General features: G+C 36.5%; 15 protein-coding genes and 1 tRNA gene. 5 read left to right on the forward strand and 11 right to left on the reverse strand.

Annotation, left to right across the window (positions count from 1 at the left end; all coding sequences use genetic code 11):
* Positions 1 to 21: 21 nt before the first annotated feature.
* From ACSVH7_RS05305 to ACSVH7_RS05320, 4 genes are read left to right on the forward strand one after another with little or no spacing between them, the layout of a single operon-like run.
* The gene (locus ACSVH7_RS05305; RefSeq protein ID WP_438065650.1) at positions 22 to 240 is read left to right on the forward strand and encodes a DUF6095 family protein; all 219 of its coding nucleotides are present in this window, start codon (positions 22 to 24) and stop codon (positions 238 to 240) included.
* Positions 240 to 812 (forward strand): pentapeptide repeat-containing protein, encoded by a 573-nt coding sequence (locus ACSVH7_RS05310; RefSeq protein WP_438065651.1) that lies wholly within the window; start codon positions 240 to 242, stop codon positions 810 to 812. Before ACSVH7_RS05305 ends, ACSVH7_RS05310 begins: the two co-directional genes overlap by 1 nt.
* 12 nt (positions 813 to 824) lie before the next feature.
* Positions 825 to 1,199: a DNA topoisomerase IV gene (locus ACSVH7_RS05315; protein ID WP_438065652.1), complete on the forward strand. Its 375-nt coding sequence runs from the start codon at positions 825 to 827 to the stop codon at positions 1,197 to 1,199.
* Positions 1,200 to 1,244: 45 nt separating this feature from the next.
* The gene (locus ACSVH7_RS05320; protein ID WP_438065653.1) at positions 1,245 to 2,012 is read left to right on the forward strand and encodes a TerC family protein; all 768 of its coding nucleotides are present in this window, start codon (positions 1,245 to 1,247) and stop codon (positions 2,010 to 2,012) included.
* 56 nt (positions 2,013 to 2,068) lie between these two features.
* Here ACSVH7_RS05320 and ACSVH7_RS05325 read toward each other — a convergent pair whose 3' ends face one another.
* The 7 genes from ACSVH7_RS05325 to bshB1 form a co-directional block, all read right to left on the reverse strand.
* On the reverse strand, positions 2,069 to 3,742 hold the full coding sequence (locus ACSVH7_RS05325; protein WP_438065654.1) for a formate--tetrahydrofolate ligase: 1,674 nt from the start codon (positions 3,740 to 3,742) through the stop codon (positions 2,069 to 2,071).
* Between the two features lie 120 nt (positions 3,743 to 3,862).
* Entirely contained in the window at positions 3,863 to 6,562 is a 2,700-nt protein-coding gene (locus ACSVH7_RS05330; protein ID WP_438065655.1) for a DNA gyrase/topoisomerase IV subunit A, read from the reverse strand.
* Positions 6,563 to 6,573: 11 nt separating this feature from the next.
* Positions 6,574 to 7,740 carry a PDDEXK nuclease domain-containing protein gene (locus ACSVH7_RS05335; RefSeq protein ID WP_438065656.1) on the reverse strand — a complete coding sequence of 389 codons (1,167 nt, stop codon included), beginning with the start codon at positions 7,738 to 7,740 and terminating at the stop codon, positions 6,574 to 6,576.
* 82 nt (positions 7,741 to 7,822) lie between these two features.
* A complete protein-coding gene (locus ACSVH7_RS05340; protein WP_438065657.1) occupies positions 7,823 to 8,005 on the reverse strand; it encodes a hypothetical protein in 183 nt (60 codons plus the stop codon).
* A 10-nt stretch (positions 8,006 to 8,015) separates the two neighbouring features.
* Positions 8,016 to 9,878 (reverse strand): DNA topoisomerase IV subunit B, encoded by a 1,863-nt coding sequence (locus tag ACSVH7_RS05345; protein WP_438065658.1) that lies wholly within the window; start codon positions 9,876 to 9,878, stop codon positions 8,016 to 8,018.
* 165 nt (positions 9,879 to 10,043) lie between these two features.
* Positions 10,044 to 10,117, reverse strand: a tRNA-His gene (locus ACSVH7_RS05350).
* Between the two features lie 77 nt (positions 10,118 to 10,194).
* Positions 10,195 to 10,911 (reverse strand): bacillithiol biosynthesis deacetylase BshB1, encoded by a 717-nt coding sequence (gene bshB1, locus ACSVH7_RS05355; RefSeq protein ID WP_438065659.1) that lies wholly within the window; start codon positions 10,909 to 10,911, stop codon positions 10,195 to 10,197.
* Positions 10,912 to 11,597: 686 nt separating this feature from the next.
* Here bshB1 and ACSVH7_RS05360 point away from each other — a divergent pair.
* Positions 11,598 to 12,242, forward strand: coding sequence for an endonuclease III domain-containing protein (locus tag ACSVH7_RS05360; protein ID WP_438065660.1), 645 nt, complete (start codon positions 11,598 to 11,600; stop codon positions 12,240 to 12,242).
* A 126-nt stretch (positions 12,243 to 12,368) separates the two neighbouring features.
* Here ACSVH7_RS05360 and ACSVH7_RS05365 read toward each other — a convergent pair whose 3' ends face one another.
* From ACSVH7_RS05365 to ACSVH7_RS05380, 4 genes are all read right to left on the reverse strand, one after another.
* Positions 12,369 to 12,512, reverse strand: coding sequence for a hypothetical protein (locus ACSVH7_RS05365; RefSeq protein WP_438065661.1), 144 nt, complete (start codon positions 12,510 to 12,512; stop codon positions 12,369 to 12,371).
* A gap of 67 nt (positions 12,513 to 12,579) precedes the next feature.
* Entirely contained in the window at positions 12,580 to 13,164 is a 585-nt protein-coding gene (locus tag ACSVH7_RS05370; protein WP_438065662.1) for a sigma-70 family RNA polymerase sigma factor, read from the reverse strand.
* A gap of 557 nt (positions 13,165 to 13,721) precedes the next feature.
* Positions 13,722 to 16,007 carry a beta-glucosidase BglX gene (gene bglX / locus ACSVH7_RS05375; RefSeq protein WP_438065663.1) on the reverse strand — a complete coding sequence of 762 codons (2,286 nt, stop codon included), beginning with the start codon at positions 16,005 to 16,007 and terminating at the stop codon, positions 13,722 to 13,724.
* Positions 16,008 to 16,210: 203 nt separating this feature from the next.
* Positions 16,211 to 17,659: an MFS transporter gene (locus tag ACSVH7_RS05380; RefSeq protein ID WP_438065664.1), complete on the reverse strand. Its 1,449-nt coding sequence runs from the start codon at positions 17,657 to 17,659 to the stop codon at positions 16,211 to 16,213.
* Positions 17,660 to 17,734: the final 75 nt, after the last annotated feature.

Consider the following 17,734-nt stretch of genomic DNA (forward strand, 5'->3'; position numbering starts at 1 on the left):
CCTTCACACCTCCCACTTTAAATGACTAACAAAGATTTTTTGGCCAAAGGAATCAAATATTTATCAGGTGCTTTGCCGTTGTTATTTATAGGTCCATCCGTGATTTACAATGCCTTTATGAACCAGCATACTGCCTGGCATTATTTGGTGCTCGGCATAGGAATCATAGCTTGTTTGGCTTCGATGTACTTAATCTTCACAGGCCTTAGATGGATTATGAAAGCTTTATTCAACGACTAATGGAAAATCTAATAAACGTTCAGAAAACCTTCGAAAAGGTCATCGCTGTGGATCAAAAAATAAACCATCGCGAGTTTGAAGATTGCGTGTTTAAAAACTGTGATTTCTCCAATAGTGATTTAAGCAACAACACTTTTATGGATTGCGAGTTTATAGACTGCAATTTATCTATGGCGCAACTTGCAGGGAGTAGCTTAAAAACTGTTCGTTTCAAAAACTGCAAACTCTTGGGCATTCAATTTCATGGATGTGATGATTTTTTATTCGATGTGGGGTTTCAAGATAGCGTGTTGGATTATGCTTCTTTTGCCAATAAAAAAATGCCGAAAACCCAATTTTCAGGCTGTTCGCTGAAAGAAGTCACTTTCATTGGGACACAACTGAACAATAGCGTCTTTGATAATTGCAATCTCGATCGCGCCATTTTTAATGATACCCAATTGGCAGGTGTCGATTTTAGAACTGCATATAATTATTGCCTTGATCCCGAATTCAATCCGATGAAAAAAGCTAAATTTTCAACCCAAGGAATTGTGGGTCTTTTGGAAAAATATGATATAAAAATTGAATAAAAACAATCACTAATGCAACTAAAAAAACTGCTCTACCTAGTCCCTTTTTTATTTTTAATTTCTTGCTACAACGCAGAGCGCAACTGCTCCGATTTTAAAACTGGAAAATTCAAATTTGAATACGAAGTAAATGGCGTCAAAAAAACAACTGTTTTTGAGCGCAAAGACAGCATCGAAATTGAAACTTTTGAAGGAAAAACCGATACCGCAACGATCCGTTGGGTCAATGATTGTGAGTATGTGCTACAAAAAAAACATCCCAAAAACATGGCCGAAGAAAAAGCCATTCAAATGAAAATTTTGACTACTTCAAATAATTCCTATACCTTTGAATTCAATATAATTGGATCTGATGACAAACAAACTGGAACAGTAACCAAACTTTAGACCCTGAGTTTCTTCTATTAATTTCAACCTCAAACTAAAACTCCTATGGAAGTGTTTTTAAATCCTGATGCTTGGATTGCCTTATTGACCTTAACTTTTTTAGAAATTGTTTTAGGAATAGACAATATTATTTTTATCTCAATAGCCACAGGAAAATTACCTGAAGAAAAACGTAAAAAAGCCACCAAAATTGGAATGTTTTTGGCCATGTTCATGCGAATCGCCTTGTTATTTGGGATTAATCTATTAATTCAAATGAAAAAACCTTGGCTTACTATCGATTGGGGGTGGTTACAAGCCGGAATTACAGGGCAAAGCATTATTTTACTCTTAGGTGGATTGTTCTTAATTTACAAAAGCACCAACGAAATCCGTGAAAAAGTAGACGAAAAAGGGCACGAAGAAAAGGAACTCGGAAAAGCCGCAACAAAATCTTTTCAAAGTGTCATTTTGCAAATCATTATGATTGATTTGGTCTTTTCATTCGACAGTATTTTAACGGCGGTAGGAATGACCAATGGTGTTCACGGGGCGATTTACATCATGATTACTGCTGTAATTGTCTCAGTTTTCATCATGATGCAATTCGCTGTTCCTGTGGGTAATTTTGTCAACAAACATCCTTCTATTCAGATCTTAGGTTTATCCTTTTTGATTTTAATTGGTTTTATGTTATTGACTGAAAGTGCCCATTTATCCCATGCGTTAATCTTCGGAAGTCACGTCACACCAGTACCTAAAGGCTATTTGTACTTTGCCATTTCATTTTCTCTGTTCGTTGAAATATTGAATATGAAAACTAAAAAGAAATAAAAAAGAGAGGCTGTATTTTCTACTAAATACAGCCTCTCTTTTTTTTTCTACTAATGCTATGACAAGCCCGAAATCACCCCATCATCATCAATATCAATTCTAGTAGCATTAGGGATTTTGGGCAATCCAGGCATGCGCATCACCTCTCCTAGTAATGGAATAACAAAACCAGCGCCACTGGCAAATTCAAATTCCCTCACGGTGACCGTAAATCCAGCGGGACTTCCAATCTTTTTCTCATCATCAGAGAAACTAGCCGGTGTTTTGACCATACAAATTGAAAAATGCTCAAAACCTAATTCTATAATTGTTTTCAATTGTTTTTTGGCCTTTGCTGAATATTCTACCGAACTAGCGCCATAAATCTCGGTGGCAATAGTCTCAATTTTTGATGCTATAGTTGCCGTTTTGACATACAAAGGTTGGTAATTCGCACTTGTTGTCGTGACTTGATCTACAATGGCTTGAGCCAATTTTTCGGCCCCTTTGCCACCATCAGCAAATGCCGTGCTCACTACAGCGTTTGCGCCTTTTTGAGCACACAACGCTATAAGTAGGTGGTATTCTTCTTGGGTATCCGTAGGAAAAGCATTAATACAAACCACGGGTTGTATACCAAACTTTTGGATATTCTCTATATGTTTTTCTAAATTACAAAAGCCATCTTTTATAGCGTTAATGTTGGGTTCTTTACATTCTTCTGCTGATAAACCTGCATGATGTTTGATAGCTTTTAGCGTGGCAACCAAAACTACGGCATCAGGTCGTAATCCGGATTGTTCGCATTTGATATGGAAAAATTTCTCAGCACCCAAATCAGCTCCAAAACCCGCCTCTGTAACTACATATTCACCCAGAGAAAGTCCCATTTTGGTAGCAATCACAGAATTAGTTCCTTGTGCAATACTAGCAAAAGGACCTCCGTGTAAGATTGCTGGATTTCCTTCGATAGTTTGTACCAAATTAGGCTTAATAGCCTCTTTCAATAAGGCCGCCATGGCTCCTACCACGTTCAAATCTCTAGCAAAAACGGGTTGACCCTCCACTGTTTTTCCCACATAAATATTCCCTAATCGTCGTTTCAAATCAGCGATACCCTCCGCTAAACATACAATCGCCATAATTTCAGAGGCAGGCGTAATATTGAAATTTTCCTCACGCATCACGCCGTTTCCTTTGGCACCAACACCAATGATGATCTGACGCAACGCACGATCATTCATATCCATAACACGTTTCCAAACTATCGATTTAGGATCTAAATGTAAGTCAGAGGAACCATGATGCAGATAATTATCAATGATAGCAGACAGTAAATTATTAGCCTTTTCAATAGCTGAAAAATCGCCGGTAAAATGAAGATTGATGTCCTCCATGGGCAATACTTGAGCATAACCTCCACCGGCGGCTCCTCCTTTTAAACCAAAAACAGGTCCCAAAGAAGGTTCTCGTAAAACCGCAATAGCCTTTTTACCAATTTTATTCAAACCATCCGTCAAACCAATAGTCATGGTTGTTTTCCCTTCACCATATTTAGTAGGCGACATGGCCGAAACCAAAATTAATTTACCTTTAGCTTCTTTTTGAAGCAATTGCAAAGGCAATTTGGCCTTATATTTCCCATACAATTCCAAATCCTCTTCCTGGATGTTAATGGCATGTGCAACAGCTTTAATTGATAAAATCTTACTTTTCTGGGCAATTTCTATATCGGAAGGAAATAAACTCATGATAAATTAACGTTTTTTTTATTTTATTTACAAAATTAAACTATTCACTACAATTAAAATACGATAAAAATCAGGTTTAAAAAAAACCGTTCCCTTTTAAAATTGGAAACGGTTTTTGAATTATTCTAAAGACAAGGTAACTTGCCCATCATCTTCTAATTGAATATCGTCATCATCTAGTGGATTACTTTCTAAAGTGGCTGCTACTACTTCTTCAGGCACTTCATAAGGCAAAGGATCAAGCAAATTTACTTGTTTTAACTTATCAGAAGTGAGCTGATTACCTAAGGCCTTAAAGCCTTTTACCGTAATAAAACTTTCAATGTCTACCACTTGATTTTCTTTTTGAATACCTTTCACTTTAGCAAAAATCAATTCGGCAACCGGACGATAATCCGTGGCCACAATTTCTAATTTTGAATTGGGATGATCCGTAATAAACGATTCTTCTTTATTCTCGACCTCCACCAAGAAACGTTTCAAAAAGTAGCGTTCTTTTTCGCCATCAAAATAGATAGCAGAAATCGGTTTTTTAGGATTCCATTTCTCTAAAACAATCATATCTTCATCAAAATGAGTAGACAGTTCAGGAATAATAACCTTCAGTTTTCCGGTTTGAGCAATGACTAATATTTTGTCGCTTGGTCTAAATTCGCCCAATAACTCGCCTCTTCCATCTACATTCAATCGCTGTACGGTATCGTCAAACCAAACTTTTCTAGGTAATAAAGTAGAAATACCTTTCTCTTTTAATTCGATTTTTTTGATGGGATATTTAGTAACCAAATTTCCTTTAGAGGCCCTTCCTTTAATGGCTAAATTGGCAAAATCAATATCAAATTTCAATTTTTTAATGCTGCCTACTTGCCGCAGTATAATAGTAATTACCTCAGCTTCACCATTTGGATTACATGAAAAATACAATATTTGAGAACCTGCTGTAGCATTGGTCAAATCATAGGCTTTATCTCTGGTAACGCCCGAAACATTGAATCGTTTAATGTAAGACGGACCCGATTTTCCGTCACGATAAATCACATTATAAATCGTACGTTTATCGCCTTTATCAAAAATAGCAACGTGAATAATGTCTTTACCCACAAAAGTTTTCGCATCGACTTTGGTAATCATCATTTTACCATCACGCAAAAACACAATCACGTCATCGATGTCGGAACAATCCACTACATATTCATCTTTTTTCAGGCTCGTTCCCACGAATCCTTCTTCGCGATTCACGTAAAGTTTGGTATTACGCAAAACCACTTTAGTCGCTTCGATATCATCAAAAATGCGGAGTTCGGTTTGACGTTCTCTTCCTTTGCCGTATTTTTCTTTAAGTTTGGAAAAATAAGCTATCGCAAAATCGATGATGTGATCCAAATGATGTTGCACTTCCTTCATTTCATCCTCTAATTTCGCAATGAAATCATCGGCTTTATCCGAGTCAAAACGCGTAATACGAATCATTGGGATTTGCGTTAGTTTTTGCAAATCATCGTCGTTTATTTCTCTTACAAAGGAGGCTTTAAAAGGCTCAAAACGATCGTACATATATCGGTACAGCCCTTCTCTATCGGAGTACAATTTAAAGTCAATATACATTTCTTCTCGAATGAATATTTTCTCCAAAGTAGCGAAATGCCATTTATTTTTCAACTCCTCTAATTGAATTTCGAGTTCTTGACGCAACAAATCTACAGTACGATCGGTCGAAATTTTCAACATATCCGAAACCCCAATAAAAAGCGGTTTGTTATCTTCAATCACACACCCTAATGGCGCCACAGACGTTTCGCAAGCCGTAAAAGCAAACAAGGCATCGATGGTTTTATCTGGAGAAACACCCGGGAAAAGATGGATTAAAATCTCAACCTCGGCAGCAGTATTGTCCTCGATTTTCTTGATTTTGATTTTCCCTTTTTCATTCGCTTTCAAAATACTTTCAATCAAACTAGAGGTATTCGTCGAAAACGGAATTTGGGTAATCACCAAGGTATTTTTATCCAACTGCGCTATTTTCGCTCGTACTCTCACGCGTCCTCCACGCATTCCGTCATTATAATTGGACACATCAGCAATTCCTTGAGTCATAAAATCTGGATACAACGTAAAGGGTTTTCCTTTCAGAATTTTAATCGATGCATCTACTAACTCATTGAAATTATGAGGTAACACTTTGGTAGAAAGCCCCACCGCAATTCCCTCAGCACCTTGTGCCAAAAGCAAAGGAAACTTAACAGGAAGATTGTTCGGTTCTGCACGACGACCGTCATAGGACACGCCCCAATCTGTAATTTTAGGAGAATACAATACCTCTAAGGCAAATTTGGACAAACGTGCCTCAATATAACGAGAAGCAGCTGCGCCATCGCCCGTCAGAATATTACCCCAGTTTCCTTGGCAGTCAATCAATAAATCTTTTTGACCAATTTGTACCATAGCATCGGCAATACTCTGATCCCCGTGAGGATGGTATTGCATAGTGTGTCCCACCACATTTGCTACTTTGTTATAACGACCGTCGTCTAATTCTTTTAACGAATGCATAATACGGCGCTGCACCGGCTTGAATCCGTCTTCGATCGCGGGTACGGCACGTTCTAAGATTACATACGAAGCATAATCCAAAAACCAATCTTTGTACATTCCTGTAACTTTGGTAATGGTATCGTGCTCGTCTGCATTATTTTCGTAAAAATGGTGCATCCCACTTGAAGTCGCTATATCATCGAACCCTTCTTGATCATTGGCATCAAAACTGGCGTCGTTGTTTTCGTCTTCGTTCGGAAGGATGTTATCTTCTTCTTCGTCTTTCATTTATGATATTTTTAATCGATATTTTGAAAAGATTTTACATCGTTTTTAATTAAGTCTTTAAGTTCATCTTCCGTTGGAAGTTGCAATTTATATTTGCTAACAAAAACTTCTTGTGATAATCCACCCGTAGCATAATGAACCAAAGCAGCATCTCTTTGACTGCATAAAATAATACCTATAGGAGGATTATCATTTTCTGTCCTTTCATTTTCTTTGAAATAATTCAAATAAAGATTCATTTGTCCGGCATCTGAATGGTCAAACTCTCCGATTTTCAAATCAATTAATATATGGCATTTTAATATTCGATGATAAAAAACTAAATCAATTCTGTAATGCTTGTTATTGAATGAAATTCTTTTTTGTCTCGCTTCAAAACAAAATCCACGTCCCAATTCTATCAGAAATTGTTGCAAATGATTGATAATACTTTGTTCTAAATCATTTTCTGAATAAGTCGTTATTTCAGGAATATTCAAGAATTCTAAAATATAGGGACTTTTTACTATATCAGAAAAAGCATTAAAATGATCATTTTTGACTTTATCTAAAAGTAATTCTTTATTAGTAATCAAACCAATTCGCTCGAAAAGCAGTGAATTAATTTCTCGTTGAAGTTGTCTAACCGTCCAATTGTTTTTTACAGTCTGGATTTCATAAAAACTCCTTTGCAAGGCATTTTCTATTTTAATGAACTCCAAAATATGTGTAAAACTTATTTTGCTAATAAATAAACTAGGATTTTCAACTGCAATAGATTTTACTTCTTCTCTACTTTTAGATTGTTCAATTACTGAATGTCGAATTGCTTTTTTTTCTAAATTGAATTCTCCAATCAGTGATTGGAGAATTACAAACTTTTCATTTTCAATATTTTGAAACTGCTCAGTGACTAATTGAATAATTGAGGGATAGGTCAAAAAGAAGTTTTTAAAACTATGCAACATCATAAAGGACATACCCTTTATGTTTTTCTCTTTTAATTTTTTTGCTAAATTCTTATATATTTTTTCACCATATTCAGCCCTATCTTTTCCCTTTTGTTCAATTTCAAACAAGTACATACCAATCAACCAATTACGCAATGTATAAGCATAATTGACCTGGCGATTAGCGTAATCGCTGAAATAAGAATGAATATTCTCTATTTGAATTGATATATTTTCAATGTCTTCCATTAAACAGAAACAAAATTTTACTATTGGAACTTTATCTAGTTGGAGTCATTTGTCACAACTAAAAAAGTTAAATTGAAGTTCACTAAAAAGCATACTTTTCTTTGCAAATATGTTCTTCTGTGGTCACCCAATTTCCGTTTTTGTCTTTCACTTTTTTGGTAACTATTCCACATTCTTTATGATCATTGCTTCTGATAATAAAAAATGTCCCACCAAAACCTAGGGCAAAAGCTAAAATAAGGAGTACTAACGTTTTTTTATTCATTTCTAAAATATTACTCTTTCTCCATCACATCCAAATCTACCTTCAAGTTTTTGATGATAAACTCTTGTCGGTCTGGGGTATTTTTACCCATATAAAACGACAATAATTGCTCGATTGAGGTGTTTTTATCCATCATAATAGGATCCAATCGGATGGTTTCTCCAATGAAATTTTTGAACTCATCTGGCGAAATTTCCCCGAGTCCTTTAAATCGAGTGATTTCTGGTTTGGGTTTTAATTTTTCAATGGCATCCCTGCGCTCTTCATCAGAATAGCAATAAATGGTTTCTTTCTTGTTTCGAACCCTAAAAAGTGGCGTTTGTAAAATATACAAATGCCCTTCTTTGATTAATTCAGGGAAAAATTGCAAGAAAAAGGTAATCAACAACAAGCGAATGTGCATTCCATCGACATCGGCATCGGTGGCGATTACAATATTGTTGTAGCGCAAGTCACCCATATCTTCTTCGATATTCAATGCCGCTTGCAACAAATTGAATTCTTCATTTTCATACACAATCTTCTTACTCATTCCGTAAGAATTCAAAGGCTTTCCACGCAAACTAAAAACCGCTTGTGTATTCACATCACGCGATTTGGTAATCGACCCAGAAGCCGAATCTCCCTCGGTAATAAACAACGTACTTTCTAAATATCTTGGATTTTTGATGTCTGGTAAATGCACGCGACAGTCTCTCAATTTTTTATTGTGTAAACTGGCTTTTTTTGCACGGTCTTTCGCTAATTTTCGAATGCCTGATAATTCTTTTCGTTCACGCTCAGCCTGTAGAATTTTTCGAAGTAACAAATCGGCAGTTTCTGGATTTTTATGCAAAAAATTGTCTAATTTATTTTTCACAAAGTCATTCACAAACGTTCTCACCGATGCCATTCCTGGCTCAGAACCCATATCGGTAGAACCTAATTTGGTTTTGGTTTGGGATTCAAAAACAGGTTCCATCACCTTGATACTAACCGCACTAACGATTGATTTACGAATATCTGAAGGTTCAAAGTTTTTGTTATAAAATTCACGAATGGTTCTAACCACCGCTTCTCTAAAAGCGACTAAATGCGTACCCCCTTGCGTTGTATTTTGTCCGTTTACAAATGAATGGTATTCCTCGCTATATTGCGATTTACTATGGGTCATGGCTACCTCAATATCATCCCCTTTAAGATGAATAATGGGATACACCATATCTTCCTCGGCAATATTTTCATCTAATAGATCTTTCAATCCATTTTCAGAAAAATATTTTTCGCCGTTATAAATTATCGTTAATCCCGTATTTAGGTAGCAATAATTTTTGAGCATTTTTACGATATACTCATTTCTAAATTTATAGTTTTTAAAAATGGCTTCGTCTGGGATAAACGTAACTTTGGTTCCTTTACGCTTGGTGGTTTCGATGATATCTTCTTCCAAAACCAAATTTCCTGCAGAAAATTCGGCTGCTTTTTGCTTCTCATCACGAACCGATTCTACTCTAAAATAATTAGACAAAGCATTTACTGCCTTGGTACCAACTCCATTCAATCCTACCGATTTCTTAAACGCCAAAGAGTCATACTTTCCTCCTGTATTCATTTTAGAAACCACGTCGATCACCTTACCTAAAGGGATTCCACGACCATAATCACGAACCGCAACCGTTTTATCTTTAATGGTCACTTCGATAGATTTTCCGGCGCCCATTACAAACTCATCAATACAGTTGTCTAATACTTCTTTTAAAAGAATATAGATACCATCATCGGGTGATGAACCGTCTCCAAGCTTTCCGATGTACATTCCAGGACGCATTCGGATGTGTTCTTTCCAATCGAGTGAACGTATATTGTCTTCGTTATAAGTATTTTGCTCAACCATAAACCAATTTTGGATTTTTATGCAATATAGTACATATAACCAAAAAATGAAAGGTGATCATTTGCTATTTTACAAATTGCTTTGATCCCCGATAATCCCAAACTTAGGCTGCAAAATAGTACGCACAAAAAAAGCCTTGAATTTCTTCAAGGCTTTTATTTTTTGGGTGGCTGACCGGGTTCGAACCGGCGACCCGCGGCACCACAAACCGCTACTCTAACCAGCTGAGCTACAACCACCATTTTTGCTTAGCGGTTGCAAAGATAGAACAATAGTTTGCTTTTGCAAAGGTTTTTTCAAAAAAAATACAATAAAATCATTTCAAATCACTTAAACTATTGACTGCCAAATATCTTTCCACTGTGAAACCTTCAGCATGTTCTACGCCTGTTAAGCGACCTAAATCGCGGGAACGGTAATTTAGGCTTTCTAAAAAGTTTTTACTTGATATGGGTGACTCCGGTTCCTTAGAATTCGGATCGTAAAATTGAGACCCATAGGCTAAAATGGAGGCTGTTTTTTGTGCTTCAAAACCGGAAACGTCTACCACAAAATCAGGAACAATGTTTTTCCATTGGATGTAATGGTAGACTACTTTTGGGCGCCAAGCCTTTTGCAATGCACCTTCGAACGTAGTTTCAATACGAACCAAACCGGATAAAAAGCAAGCATCCGAAACGAGTTGACTTCCTTTAGCATGATCAATATGCCGGTCGTCAATAGCGTTGCAAATCACTATGTCGGGTTGGTATTTTCGGATCATTTTTATGACTTCGAGTTGGTGTGCTTCATCATTAACGAAGAAGCCATCTCTGAATTTTAAATTCTCACGTATGGAAACGCCTAATATTTTGGCTGCCGCCGCTGCTTCTTGATCCCGAATTTCAGCAGATCCGCGCGTACCGAGTTCGCCCCGAGTAAGATCCACAATACCAACTTTTTTACCTAAGGATATTTCTTTTAAAATCGTTCCTGAACAACCTAATTCTACATCGTCTGGGTGTGCGCCAAAGGCTAGTATGTCTAACTTCATGTTTGTCTAATTTTATGGGTAAAGATACTAAAAAAAGTGTTTTGGGTTTAGAGCGATTGCTGTGTTAACAGGGCATTCGCTTTTAAAAATATCCACCACGAATTCACTAATGAATCACGAATTAAAATGTGTTTTAATGACACGAATTATTAATGTTGCTGGAATTCGTGACATTCAATTTCAGTTTCGATGACAATTAGTGTCAATTGGTGTAATTTGTGGCTAACTTTTTTTAAATGCGAATCCCCTGCTGTGTTAAAAGCGTAGCCAAACGTTCGTTTTTAAATCCCTATACGTCTTATACTCCTAGTATGCCCCAGATAGTAGTGAAAAGCCCGGACTGAAAAACCGCATTTTTCTTGCCCCAAAAGAGCGACCAACGGAAGCTCCTTTTGGGGCTTAGAAAAATACGGTTTTGAGGGAGGACTTGTAACGGATAGCTGGATTAGGCACATTATAAAAAATAAACTACTTTTACTTTTAGTTTTTACTTCGAATTGAGTGGATTAAAAAATGGGGGGGGTGTTTTTTGCCAATAGGAAATTTAGGTATTATTTTTTAACTTAATTTCCCTACACATTAAGTTCCAAATTGAATTTAATTGCTACAAAAAATTAAAGAAATGCTACTTATAAGAAATTATATTTATAAAGGATAAAACCTTACTTTTTATAAAAAACAATGCTATGACCAAACAGGAGAAAGTTGCCTTTGTAATTGAAACTTTACAAGATTTATACCCTACGATTCCTATTCCTCTTGATCACAAAGACCCTTACACGCTGCTTATTGCGGTGTTATTATCTGCACAATGCACGGATGTTCGAGTGAACCAAATCACGCCTATTTTGTTTGCTAAGGCGGATAATCCTTATGATATGGTGAAGCTTTCGGCTGAAGAAATCAAAGAAATTATTCGTCCTTGTGGTTTGTCGCCAATGAAATCTAAAGGCATTTACGGTCTCTCAGAAATTTTGATTGAGAAGCATAACGGCCAAGTACCACAAAGCTTTGAACTGCTAGAAGAATTACCGGCGGTGGGACACAAAACGGCTAGTGTAGTGATGTCACAAGCTTTTGGAGTGCCTGCTTTTCCGGTAGATACGCACATTCATAGATTGATGTATCGATGGAATTTGAGCAACGGAAAAAACGTGGTACAAACAGAAAAAGATGCCAAACGCTTGTTTCCAAAAGAGCTATGGAATGATTTGCACTTACAAATTATTTGGTACGGTAGAGAATACTCCCCTGCTCGAGGTTGGAATCTTGAAAAAGACATTATTACAAGAACTATTGGCCGGAAATCGGTGGTGAAAGCACAGGTTTAGATTGGAAAATTGAAAGATTGAAAGATTGAAAGATTGAAAGATTGGAAAATTGAACTAAACTATACATTACAACGAAAAAAAAGCAAAAGGCTACTAATTATAGTCTTTTGCTTTTTTTCGTTGGTATTAATTCTTAACGAATTCAAACGATGCGTGTGCTGTTTTCAGTACCGTTAATGCTTTAGAATAATTTAATAAAAAAGAAACGATTTCTGGTTTTGGCTTCATTTCTTTATTTTTGTCCTTTTTCTTAGCGTAAAGTTTTGCCATATCCTTCAATAATTATGAGTTAAAAAACTATTATTGAAGAGATAACGACAAAAAAGTATTTTTAGTATTAGTTGGTCAATACAATTTGGTGTTTTTCAATAACTTTTCTCAAATTAAGTAAGGCATAACGCATTCTACCTAGAGCAGTATTGATGCTTACTCCTGTTGTTTCTGAGATTTCTTTAAAGCTCATATCTTGGTACATTCGCATCATCACGACTTCTTTTTGATCCTCAGGCAATTCCTCTATAATACGGCGCAAATCCATCTCGACTTGGGCTTTAATTAACTGATTTTCGATGGTTAACGAATCGTCTGTCATGATAGAAAAAACAGAAAATTCTTCCGTGTCTCGATAAAGAGGCATGCGTTTGTTTTTTCTAAAATGATCAATAATCAAATTGTGAGCAATTCGCATTACCCAAGGTAAAAACTTTCCTTCTTCAGTGTAGGAAGTAGATTTTAAGGTTCGGATTACTTTGATAAAAGTGTCTTGAAATACATCATTTGCGATGTCGCGATCAGGGATTTTAGAATAAATAAAACCGAATATTTTAGATTCGTGACGTTTTATTAATTCTTCTAGTGCTGCCTCATTACCTGAAACATAATCTTGCACTAAAGATGCATCGGTAAAGTGTTTGATAACCATAGTCATACTTTTTAGCTTAGTTTTAATTTGGGGAAATTCTCTAAAAAAGTAGTTTTGGACTATAGGCTTTATAAAGTTTTGGTTAGTTAATGCATCAAATTTAACAAAAATTTATCTAGATAGCCAATGTTTTAGGGATTTTTTTATGTTTTTTTTTGATCAAAATAAAAAAAGATGTAAATCTGAATTGAGTCTGCGAGAGAATAAGTAGATAATGGCTACCATTAAGAGATTAAGAAAATTAAGTTTTCAATTTTATAAAACTCACACGATTCAGGATTGGGTTTAAAAAATTTAACCGCAAGGAACACGATGATTTACGCAAAGGACGCAAAGGAAAAACTTAAATGACCTTACATGCCTCATATGGTTTAAAAAATTTAACCGCAAGGAACGCAATGATTTACGCAAAGAACGCAAAGGAAAAACTTAAATGACCTTATATGCCCTAAATGGTTTAAAAAATTCAACCGCAAGGAGCGCAATGAAAAAATCCGTTGCACGTTATTAAAACGAACAACGGATTTCAATAAAATAGTAAAAAAACGTTCCTTTTGTTACTGGACTAATTGAAAATCGGCTTGTAGTGTTTGCGCTGAATTTCCACCCACAAATACTTTAAAATCGCCTTTTTCGGTTTCCCATTTATTATTGGCGGAATAGAATTCCAACAGTTTTTCATCAATGGTAAAACTCACTTTTTTAGATTCATTAGGTTGCAATTCTATCATTTCAAAACCTTTTAGCTCTAATACTGGGCGTGTTCCTGTAGCAACCAAGTCACGAATGTATAACTGAACCACTTCTTTACCTGCAACTTTGCCGGAGTTAGTTACTGTGACCGAAACTTCGATTTTTTCGTTGGATTTAAAAGTGGCGGCAGATAATTTCATATCTGAATACTCAAATTTCGCATAACTTAAACCGAATCCAAAAGGATAAAGTGGTGCATTTTTTTCATCATTATAATGGGACCAAAATACTGTTCCTGGATCTAAAGCATACGGGCGACCTGTGTTTTTATGGTTATAATAAATAGGTACTTGACCCACATTTCTTGGAAAAGTCATGGGCAATTTTCCGCTTGGATTGTAATCGCCATATAGCACTTGAGCAATGGCATTGCCACTTTGAGTCCCCAATTGCCAGGCTTCCACAATCGAAGGAATGTTTTCATCTGCCCATGGAATAGCCAATGGGCGGCCATTTTGAAGTACCAAAACTATGTTTTTATTCACAGCATAAACAGCTTCTAATAATTCTTGTTGTACACCAGGCAAACCAATATCAGCTCTGCTTCTTGCCTCTCCAGATTGCATTCCGTGTTCTCCTAAAACCATCACCACAACATCCGCTTTTTTGGCAAGATCAATAGCTTCTTGAAAACCACTTTTATCGGTAGTGTTCACGAGCGCTTCAAAAGGAAATTTAGGTTGTTCGGTTACCACGAGAGCTCCTTGGGCATAGGTAAGTTCGTTGCCGCTATAGGTTTTCATCCCCTCCAAAAGAGACACCGCTGTATTTTCGTCAGCGGCCAAACGCCAATTTCCTAATGGACTCGTTTTATCCGCCGCTAAAGCGCCAATCAAAGCAATCTTTTTTCCTGATTTTTGAAGCGGTAAAAGGTCATTGGTGTTTTTTAGCAAAACAATAGACTTTTTAGCCATATCCAAAACCGTATTTTGAAATTCCGATTTACCCACTGTGGCTGCTTCATGAGCTTCGTCACAGTATTTGTAGGGATCATCAAATAATCCTAACAAAAATTTGGTTCTTAAAATTCTTTTTGCAGCATCGTCAATGAGGCTTTCTTTTACTTTTCCTTCTCGTACCAATTCTGCCAAATGATCAATATAAGCATAGGATTCCATGTCCATATCAGATCCGGCATTGATAGCAAATTCAGCAGATTGCTTTAAATCTTTGGCATACCCATGATTTTGCATTTCAAGAATAGAGCCCCAATCAGACACTACAAAACCAGGAAAAGCCCAGTCTCCTTTTAAAATTTTTCGTTGTAAATAAGGATTTCCGGTGGCAGGAACACCATTGAGTTCATTAAAAGAGTTCATGAAAGATAAAACCCCTGCTTCAACTGCAGCTTTAAAAGGAGGTAAAACGATATTATGCAAAACAGCTTCTCCAATATCCACAGTATTGTAATCTCTTCCTGCTTCTGAAAAAGCATAGCCTGCAAAATGTTTGGCACAAGCTAAAATATTTTTATTAGAACTAAAATCGCCTTGAAATCCTTCAATTCTAGCTTTGGCAATTAAACTTCCTAGATAGGGATCTTCCCCAGCGCCTTCCATCACGCGTCCCCAACGGGCATCTCTCCCTACATCCACCATAGGAGCAAAAGTCCAATTGATTCCAACAGCTCCTGCTTCTTCTGCCGCCATAGCTGCTGAGGCTTTTATGGCTTCTAAATCCCAACTGGCCGACTCCGCTAACGGAATAGGACTGATGGTTTTATACCCATGAATGACATCAAAACCAAATAAAAGCGGAATTCCTAAACGAGTTTCTTCTACGGCAATTTTTTGCAAAGCACGCACGTCTTTTACGCCTTTTACATTAAGCATGGAACCTACATACCCTTTTTTTAGATCCTCATATTTTTTGGCGGCTTTGCCTTCTTGAGGCTTCGGCCCTGTTACATCCCAAAATCCATTGTATTGATTGAGTTGCCCAATTTTCTCCTCAAGCGTCATTTTTTTTACCAAAGCAGATACTTTTTTATCAAGACTCACGGCGGTATATTTTGTTTTATTTTGAGCCCAAACACTTGTCGTTTGTAGTATCACCCCTAATAGTAAACCGAGTATTTGTTTTTTTATCATCTTCGTTTAGTTTTAATTAATAATCCGTTTTGTGCATCAAAAAAGGAACAGCCCACTCTTTTTCAAAAAGTAGCAATACATACTTTCTTTTTTTTTACATAATGCAAAAAACAATACCTAAAAGTGTAAGTATTGTTCTTTTTACAAATAAAGTCTAAAAATAGAATTATTTTACTTGTTCTGGTACAAAATAATGTTAACTATCATTGTTCCGAAACGTTTAAAATTGTTGTTTGTTCCCTCTTGTTTAAAGCTGCTTTAATTTCTCTTGCTTTTTCTTCAGACAAATCATAATCCCTCATAATCCACATGGCGAGTAGTGTCCCAAACATTGGAATCCCAGAATAAAAAAGTCGTAGTCCAGTAATTGCCGTATCCGTTTGAGTCGCGGCATCAGGATCAAAGCCCACTAAGGTCATGATTACGCCAGTCAACAATCCGGCTATCGCAAAGCCAAATTTGACCATCCACCAATAGATCGCACCAAAAATACCTTCTCTGCGCTTGCCAGATTGTAACTCATCAACATCACATACATCTGCCGTCATCGACATCATGATGGTAAACAAACTGCCAATTCCAAAGGAAAAGAAAGGAAGCGCTATGAGAAACAAATAAGGTTTTCCCGGAACAAATAAGAACCACAATAAGATATACCCCAAAATCGAAATACCTTGCGAAATCATGAAAGCATCCTTTTTTCCCATTTTCTTAGACAGCCAAGCCACTATTGGAATCACCATAAAAGTAGTAGCCAAAGCGCCAACACTGCCAAAAAGCGTAGGCCAAATTCCCGCTTCAGCAACATCGCCATTAAACAAATAATACACGACGATAAAAAAGGAGAAGCTGGCCACCGTATTAAACGCATTAAAAATCAAAAACGTTGCCAAACATAATTTTCTAAAGGGAACGCTCTTGAAGGCTTCCTTGAAACTTGAGATAATCGTTTTTAGACTTTCTTTCAGGTTATTCATAGTAAGTGGCGTAAAACTAGTTTCGTTGACGGTTGATTTACTTGTAATAAAAACAGCCGGGACCATCGCCAAAATCATACAAGAAACCCCTACCCAAATGGCCAAGGTTCTGGTAGCCGTATCGGCATTAGGAAACCACTTTTGATCGTACATAAATACCCAAAACCAGGGCGCAATCACCCAAGCCCATTGTCCTATCCATTGAGAAACTGCCATAATGGAAGTGCGTTCATGAAAATCATCGCTCATTTCGTATCCCATTGCGACATAAGGAACACTAAAAATAGTTAGGCCCAAATAGAAAAAGAAGGACCAAAACAAGAAGAATAAGAAATTAAAATTCAAGCCGTTTTCTCTGTAAAGTTGCCACATAATGACAAACGAAATTCCCATAATAATAGCACCCATAAAAACATAATGCCTTCTTCTGCCCCATTTTGATCGGGTATTGTCTGAAATAAATCCCATAATAGGGTCTAAAAAAGCATCAAAAATTCGGGGTAAAAAGAATAATATTCCCCACATCCAAGCGGGAAATCCTAAATCCTGTACTAATACTACCATAAAAATTCCTAGAGCTGCCGGAAACATTTGATTGGCTAACATGCCCAATCCAAAAGCTATTTTTTGTCCCATAGCTACTTTATTTACAGGGCTGGTATCATTATTTTTCATAAAATTTATTTTTTGAAATACGTTAGCACAATCTTTAGCGATGCACTTGTAAAAATTGATTAGTATTCATTTTAT

The sequence above is a fragment of the Flavobacterium sp. TSSA_36 genome (assembly GCF_051547165.1).
Lineage (GTDB): Bacteria > Bacteroidota > Bacteroidia > Flavobacteriales > Flavobacteriaceae > Flavobacterium.